We start from the raw sequence: 7,284 nt of genomic DNA, 5'->3' as shown, positions 1-7,284 counted from the left end.
ATTTTTATAGTCAACGAAAAAAAGAAGGCGCATCGGGTATTACGACACACCTTCTTTTTTATATCTGATAGATAATAAACAGTCAGTCTTGCTTATCTATATTCAATTGTTACGATACGCATTTCCATTGCGTCTTTGTCGATACGTAGTTTTACACCGGAAGGTTTCAAATAGTTCTCGATGGCGACAGTGTATTCGCTTGTCTGCCCGTAGTAGTTGGTTGTCGTTCCTACTCTGCGCTGTACGGGGATAACGTTGATAACCAGATCTTCATCCGGAGAGTTCTCTATGTGGGTTTTAAGCAGCTTGGCTATGTTTCCGAATGAGTAGGTTCGGGTCGAAGCCACATAAGATCCCCGGAAGGAGGTGATGTTATTTTCTACATTATTGTTTCTAAAGAATGTATCCATAGAATCCTTTGGGAGTATCAGCACGTTAGCGGGAGCTTCAAATGCAAATTTCCAGTCTTCTTGCGGAAGGGCTTTTAAAGAAAGGTCCACATTGCTGACAATACGTCCTTGGATAATAGGAGCAATATCTTGTGCCGGGATTGTCAACTGGGTATATACGCCTGCCGGACTTTTCAGATAAGCGATGCTATCATTGGGTTCCAGCAGATGGCTGATGTCTGTATTCTTGAATCTGTTCAACTGGATAACTTCAGATGTCGCACTGAAAGTCTCCCAAGCCTGTACGATTGAATCCTGGTCGGCAGAGCCTTTTACCGTGTGCTTATAGTAAATGTTCATCTGGGTACTTTCAATGTTCAGGATGTTTCCTGTACCGTATGTATTTGTGACATAAATACCGGGAAAGAACTGATTGAACGTATTCTGGTCATTAAAAACTTCCGGAGTTTTGATTGTCGCGTCATAGAAATGTTGACCTACTTCCTGGGGCATGCGGATGGTTATTCTCGGTTGATAAGTCAGTACGTTGTTTGAATTTTTATCATTCCAAAGAGAGTCCGAAACACTTAGATCACGTGCCGTATATGTCTGCATACCTAATGATTTCTGCATATTGCAGTATTGTTCCGGATCGATATTCGTATAAAAATCTCTCGTTAGCGGAGTTGTTACTTCGTATAGTTGTGCACGCATCGGAGTTAGAGAATCACCTGTCCAGCTTCGGCTATAATATATTTTAAATTCGACCGAATCTATTATGCCGTTGTAGGGTGTATACCTGAACCGGAAATTTTCCGGACAGTAGAACTGGCACATAAAATCAGACTTCAGGTTTCCGTACAAAGGATCGTATATTTCCCCTAATGAACCGTAAATTGTCCGGGCATAGACAGAATCAGTCTGTAATGTTTTTGCTTTCATGTAAAATGTGTCCGCATATACCAGCGGTCTGTCATTCTCCGGTTGAATACCTGTTCCTACCTGCGTCAAATCATCATTACACCCGCTCAGAATCGAGATTCCGAGACTCAGGCCAAGTATAAAAAGCTTGATTTTCATGTCTCTAAATTTATTTTGTGCCTAATATGACATCGTAGAATTCGTTGAATTTATCCATATAAACGTCCGGCGACTGATAAGGCAGGAATGGAGTGTGCTTTTTAGTGGCAATATAATCCAACACATCTTGATTGATCGTTTCACTACCCTGTATCACACCATCTGCGAAATCGATGGCGAGCTTGGTCAGCCCGGTGAAGCTTGTATCGGCTTTGATGCCTTTCAGGTCGCTGTCCTTGGCTCCATCCATTTTTAACTTGCTTGCAAATTCTTTTCTGAACGGTGTTTTGAAGTCATCGTTATAAATAGAGTATACGATCTTTGCATCTTTGAGGCAAGGATCGTCAGCATACATACGTTTGATGTACAGGGCTGTTAGCGCTGACATCCAACCATGACAGTGAATGACGTCCGGTATCCAACGGAGTTTTTTCACTGTTTCCAATACACCACGAACGTAGAAGATCGAACGGTCGTCGTTATCCTCGTATTCGTTTCCATCATCGTCGCTGATAGTATGTTTTCTTTGGAAGAAATCTTCATTATCAATGAAGTATACTTGCATGCGGGCTGCCTGAATGGATGCTACCTTTATGATCAGCGGGTGATCGGTATCATCAATGATGAGATTCATACCCGAAAGCCGGATTACTTCGTGCAACTGGTTGCGGCGTTCGTTAATGCTACCGAACTTGGGCATGAAAGTCCTAATTTCGCGACCACGCTCCTGTATGCCTTGTGGCAGGTTTCTGCATATCGTTGCAATCTCTGATTCGGGAAGGTAGGGTGTTATTTCTTGAGCTATAAACAAGATTTTTTTTGCATCCATTCTGTAAACTAGTTTTATAAAGACGCTACAAAGATACAAAGAATTTTTGGTTATATCAACAAAAAGTTTTTTCGCTGAATATCAAATGTATATATGAATGCTGTTTTGAAACTGGGTAGCGTAGATCTGATAAAAAGAACGAAAACAAAGAACAAAAGTGAAGAACCAATTTGAATAACAGGGATGGAACAGCAGGTTTTTATTAATGAAATGCAGGCAAGATTTAATTTACGACAACCTAAAGCCAATAAGCCAACCAATATCTATTTAGTTGTCCGTATTAATGGGAAACAGCTAAAATTAGCAACGGGTGTAAAAGTTTATCCTGAACATTGGAATAAGGAGAAGCAGGAAGCTTATGTGAGTTTCCGTTTGCCTGAATTGGATAATAGAAATAATGAGATTGCTAATAATAAAATAAATGAGTTGAAAGTTTCTTTTTCAGAGTGCAAGAAGTATTTTTGTGACAATCCAGATAAAATAGCGGATAGTTTGAACATATTGAAAGACAAAATTTATAAAGGTCAGATAAAAATGAGAAATGTAAGCGTTAAGCCAGCAACTTATGCAATGGATGGATTTATAAGTGAGAATTTGAATATTGGTGATTCGACTAAAAAAATATATCATGGGAATGTTAATAAATTCAGACGTTTTTTAAAAGCTAATGGTATATCAGATAGTTGGAACAATATGAATTTGGAAACTTTTAATAGCTATCAGCAATCGTATATAGATGTAGGTAGTAAGAATAAAACTATCAAAACTGTCTTTAGCATGTTTGAAATGTTGTTGAAAGAAGCTGATAGTAAGCATAATATTCCATTTAGTTATGCTGAAAGCGGTATGAGATCTTTTAGGCTTTATAAAAATAGAAACGAAAAAGAAACGGTCAGAATTGTACTGACGGAAGAAGAAATAGATAAACTGGCAAATCTTCAATTAGATAATGAAAAACTAATAGAAACAAGGGATTTATTTGTAGTTCAGTGCTTAGCTGGTACAAGAAAGTCTGATGTTATTAAGCTATTTGAGGACGATTATATATATGATGAGAGACGGAATGTATTTGTGATTAAAACCCAAAAGAAGGGGGTGGATGCTTTTATTAAAGCAGACAAGATCAAACCTATATTGTCTAAATACCCAAAAGGCTTAGAAGAACCAGTGACAAGTACATATAATAGTCGTTTGAGGAAAATTGCTTTGTTGGCAAACTTAGATAGATTAGTTGACGGTAAGCCAATCTATGAACAAATGCGCTCTCATATTGGTAGATATACTTTTGTTACTAATTCATTCTTAAATGGTATATCTAAGGATGTTATTAAGTATATGGTAGGACACAAATCAACAAAGATGGTAGATGAAGTGTATCTGCAATTATCTATGGATAATAAGATAGATATAGTTGCAGGTGTGACAGATGTTGAAAAAACAGAATCAAAACGAGTAAATGCTAGTATATCGTGTGATAATAGTAAATTATTTAAGGAAGTAGATGTTTATAAATGTTTGTTTATCAATGATATGTTATCAGATGAGGTACGATATAACAATGATGTATATACGCTTAAACAATTATCTGACTATTTACAGACTGAACAGGGTAGAAAAGATAGATATGATTTGATTAAGCAGATACTTGAACAGAGGTGTCATATATCCACAGGAAGTATGACTTATGATTTTTTCTTGAATGAATTATATGATATTTCCATAATGAAATATATAACTTGTAATCATAATGAGCAGATAAAAGTAGGAGTGAACGGTACTAATGTGGATGCAGATGAAATTTTTAGTATGGATGAATTGCAGGAAATGTATGCAGAACGATATACAGTGAATAGATGTGCTGAATTAGGAATTAATATATTAGATGTGTGTAATTTGTTGAATGAGAAAAACTTGACGAAACATTTGAGTTAAATATGCTGGGATAGGAAACAGAAATGCAATAAATTGACTTATATTGTTAAATAATGTTGTGTAAAGGTTGGTTGGGAAATTTCTTCTTAATGTAAGTATTCCAAATACATTCTGCATCTTTTCGTTTGCAGTCCTTGTATTCTAACTCCAAAAGAATGAGAATTTTTCGATTATAAATTTCTCTATAAACTCCTATTCGAATAAATAATGTTCTTGTTTTATTTTTACCTTTCAAATAGAAATTGGTATCATTAAATTGCTTATATGAAATAGATTCACCTTCAAATATGAACTCTTTAAAAAATTCAGAAATGGAATAATCATCTTCAAATACATCATAGTAAGCAATGCCAGTATTTAATACAATTGTGCTGTCCTTATTATAAAAATGATTCCCATCACAAAGAAATGCTTCTTCCCCATGAATCAACGAATCTGGATATGCCAAGAAGTAATTAAATTTCTTGTTCCAATAAAAACGTATATCTCCATACTGATAAATTTCATTCCTATAATCAACGAGTTTTATACCTTTCACTTGCAAAACAGAATCAGCATAGTGTAACACTTCTCTTTTTTCTGATTCTGTCAGTGGAAGTTCATAGTGATTGGTAAACTTATCATCTTTCTGTATTACAGGTTGGATAGATTTATCCTGTTTACTTGGCTGACTGTTACAACCAAGCAAACATAATCCAAGTAAGAGAATATAATATTTCATTTTTTAATCTCCTAATGTTCTTTTAAAAGTTTTTCCATATAAGGATTCTTTCGTAACTCCTGTGTACATGAATCTGTATGAATCGTGTCTTTATTGGCTAAATAGAGTGTGGCTAATTCTATCAACTCATATCCGTAATTCTCACTTGCTTTTCCTTCTGGTTCTTCTTGCTCAATTCTTTCACATATTTGTTTTTGCAACTCAATAGCTCTGTCGTAATCATTCAGTTTATCATAGCAATCCACCAACACTTTTACAAGTGGAATATAGTCTGGATGAGAATACCCTCCAAACAGTTCCAATCCTGTTATATGTATTAAAGAAAACTCATATAACTCTGCCAGCTTTTCCGCAAAAAAACGTTCGTTTGATGGACGATAATATTTATCATACAATGATAAAATCATATAATGCAAATCCATCTCATGCTCTATCGTATTGGAAGGATGGGAATAAATACTCATTTTCTCTTTATCAAACAAATCCAATAACCGCTTAGGCTCATTCGACTGAACATGATTTATACATTGCTTGATAACCGAATCCACATGAAGTATATTTTGCTGTTGATAGTTCTCATCAAATTCTTCCATATCATCCAATACTTTAGAAATCAATTCCGCATTTTTATTACTGCGTTTTGCATAAGCCGTATCGACTTCCAGATAAGGAGACAATACCTCTATTAAAGAATCTTGTTCTCCTTTCGTTAGTGAGCCGTCTGGAATTTCAATACTTTCTTCCAATCTTTCGTTTGGTGTTATATTGGAATCTGTTTTTTCTTCTTGTTTAACAGATTGCCTATTGCAAGCCATCAAACACAACCCGAATAAAATCAATAAATATTTCATCACCATATTATATTTATTTATTATTTAAACTATTAACAATTTCTTTAATCACATTCCCTGCCATTATACCACCAGACGGATAACCATTTTTAGGATTGGAAATAATGACTAAACAGGTATATACAGCATTGTTCACCTTGAAATAACCACAGAAGGAAACTTCATGTTTTCCATCTTCTTTAATAACTGATCCTGTCTTTCCTGCGATCTTTACATTATCAGAAAATAAAGGTTTACCCGTACCTTCACTGACTACCATTTCAAAGGTCTGTTGTATCTCCTTCATTGTCTTTGCAGAACAAATAGAATAATCTGATACAGCAAAGGAATGATAGAAATTAAGTATCTCCATAGGAGAATAATCTGTTTTGATTGTCATATATGGAGATAAAGATTTGGTTACACCCACTTTTGAATCAAACAGGATTGCTTGTTGTAAGGTAATTTCTCCATATCCACCCATATCCGCATTATGATCCCTGATCTCTTTTCCATTGTGATTATATATACCATTACCCACATTAACAGTGTCAGACAGTGAAACATTCCCTTTCTCCAAAACAGGAATTAAAGATACAGGGACAGCAAGTGTCCCCATATCTCTAACTGTAGTATATACTTCTTCTTCTAAAGACTTACCATTTAACAGAGAAAGACTGCTTTTGGCTATGACATTTCCTGCTGAATCCATCAACATAACTAAGCCTGAATCTGCATTGACTTCCTGCAATGTGGTACGAAGTGATATTTCAGCATTTGATTGCAATTGCTCTTTATGCGTAATACAAGAAGAATTTAATAGCAGTAAAATAAAAAGTTTGCAAATATCAATCATCATATATTCATGTATTTACCGCACTCAAAATCTTGTGAAATTTTAGCCATTACCATTTGAAAACAAGTCTCCCATTCAGGTAAATGTAGCATTCTTCCATCCGTCCAAGTAACTTTTATTTTTGCAGCAGCAGAAGTCGATAACCTTCTGGAGACTGTTTGTACTTCTTGCATATATCTATCTATTTCAGTAAAGTATCTTTCAACTTGTTGCATTGAGCAATATTCTCCAGAAGAACTAATGTGATCCAAATACTTTAATAGATCAGTAAGTACCTTGTTGATGTTGGAAATTTGATTTTTAATAACTTCTTCATCCTTGTTTGTTCCTGAGTTCCAAAACCATCCCATAATTGTTTCCTTTCTTTGTTGTTAAATTGATTCTATAAGTTCTACAAGACTATTATTTACTTTTTCTCCCTTTAAAAATAAGTATCAGACCTATTATTATTGGTGTCAAAAAAGCACATATACCTTCAAAAGAATATGGTATGCCACTTGTGATAACTGATAATCCGCTAATGATCATTATGATCCACCCTAAAGTTTTCATTTGTACAATGTTTTTATTGTTGCATACTATTATTTCTAATCATTAGTGTCCCATTAAAATTGGGACGAATTAAAAATTAAATAAACTTGGCCCAT

General features: G+C 34.9%; 7 protein-coding genes. 1 reads left to right on the top strand and 6 read right to left on the bottom strand.

From position 1 onward, the window contains the following. Nucleotides 1–92 precede the first annotated feature (92 nt). Complete coding sequence (locus tag KTG12_RS20645) at nt 93–1,469, bottom strand: DUF4270 domain-containing protein (protein ID WP_046452694.1); 1,377 nt, start codon at nt 1,467–1,469, stop codon at nt 93–95. A 10-nt stretch (nt 1,470–1,479) separates the two neighbouring features. Next, on the bottom strand, nt 1,480–2,298 hold the full coding sequence (locus KTG12_RS20640) for a glycogen/starch synthase (protein ID WP_005636412.1): 819 nt from the start codon (nt 2,296–2,298) through the stop codon (nt 1,480–1,482). A 183-nt stretch (nt 2,299–2,481) separates the two neighbouring features. Between KTG12_RS20640 and KTG12_RS20635 the strand changes: the two genes are divergently transcribed. Then, complete coding sequence (locus tag KTG12_RS20635; protein WP_055284860.1) at nt 2,482–4,230, top strand: tyrosine-type recombinase/integrase; 1,749 nt, start codon at nt 2,482–2,484, stop codon at nt 4,228–4,230. A gap of 46 nt (nt 4,231–4,276) precedes the next feature. On the opposite strand, the gene KTG12_RS20630 is transcribed toward KTG12_RS20635, so the two are convergent. Genes KTG12_RS20630 through KTG12_RS20615 form a run of 4 tightly spaced genes read right to left on the bottom strand, consistent with a single transcriptional unit; the run spans nt 4,277 to nt 6,987 of the window. Continuing rightward, a complete protein-coding gene (locus KTG12_RS20630; RefSeq protein WP_055284862.1) occupies nt 4,277–4,951 on the bottom strand; it encodes a hypothetical protein in 675 nt (224 codons plus the stop codon). Nucleotides 4,952–4,962: 11 nt separating this feature from the next. Beyond that, nucleotides 4,963–5,802, bottom strand: a complete 840-nt coding sequence (locus KTG12_RS20625; protein WP_147379284.1) for a hypothetical protein — start codon at nt 5,800–5,802, stop codon at nt 4,963–4,965. 13 nt (nt 5,803–5,815) lie between these two features. Continuing rightward, nucleotides 5,816–6,640 (bottom strand): penicillin-binding transpeptidase domain-containing protein, encoded by an 825-nt coding sequence (locus tag KTG12_RS20620; RefSeq protein WP_229034157.1) that lies wholly within the window; start codon nt 6,638–6,640, stop codon nt 5,816–5,818. Further along, entirely contained in the window at nt 6,637–6,987 is a 351-nt protein-coding gene (locus tag KTG12_RS20615) for a hypothetical protein (RefSeq protein ID WP_055284866.1), read from the bottom strand. Before KTG12_RS20615 ends, KTG12_RS20620 begins: the two co-directional genes overlap by 4 nt. Between the last annotated feature and the right edge of the window lie 297 nt (nt 6,988–7,284).

The organism is Parabacteroides sp. MSK.9.14, from assembly GCF_019041495.1.
GTDB classification, from domain to species: Bacteria; Bacteroidota; Bacteroidia; order Bacteroidales; family Tannerellaceae; genus Parabacteroides; species Parabacteroides merdae.
This window is presented reverse-complemented; position numbering and strand designations above follow the sequence as displayed.

Excerpts from the sequence above, each read along its gene's own strand:
- KTG12_RS20640 (WP_005636412.1), bottom strand. The coding sequence starts at position 2,298 with ATGGATGCAAAAAAAATCTTGTTTATAGCTCAAGAAATAACACCCTAC.
- KTG12_RS20615 (WP_055284866.1), bottom strand. The coding sequence starts at position 6,987 with ATGGGATGGTTTTGGAACTCAGGAACAAACAAGGATGAAGAAGTTATT.
- KTG12_RS20625 (WP_147379284.1), bottom strand. The coding sequence starts at position 5,802 with ATGAAATATTTATTGATTTTATTCGGGTTGTGTTTGATGGCTTGCAAT.
- KTG12_RS20645 (WP_046452694.1), bottom strand. The coding sequence starts at position 1,469 with ATGAAAATCAAGCTTTTTATACTTGGCCTGAGTCTCGGAATCTCGATT.
- KTG12_RS20630 (WP_055284862.1), bottom strand. The coding sequence starts at position 4,951 with ATGAAATATTATATTCTCTTACTTGGATTATGTTTGCTTGGTTGTAAC.
- KTG12_RS20620 (WP_229034157.1), bottom strand. The coding sequence starts at position 6,640 with ATGATGATTGATATTTGCAAACTTTTTATTTTACTGCTATTAAATTCT.
- KTG12_RS20635 (WP_055284860.1), top strand. The coding sequence starts at position 2,482 with ATGGAACAGCAGGTTTTTATTAATGAAATGCAGGCAAGATTTAATTTA.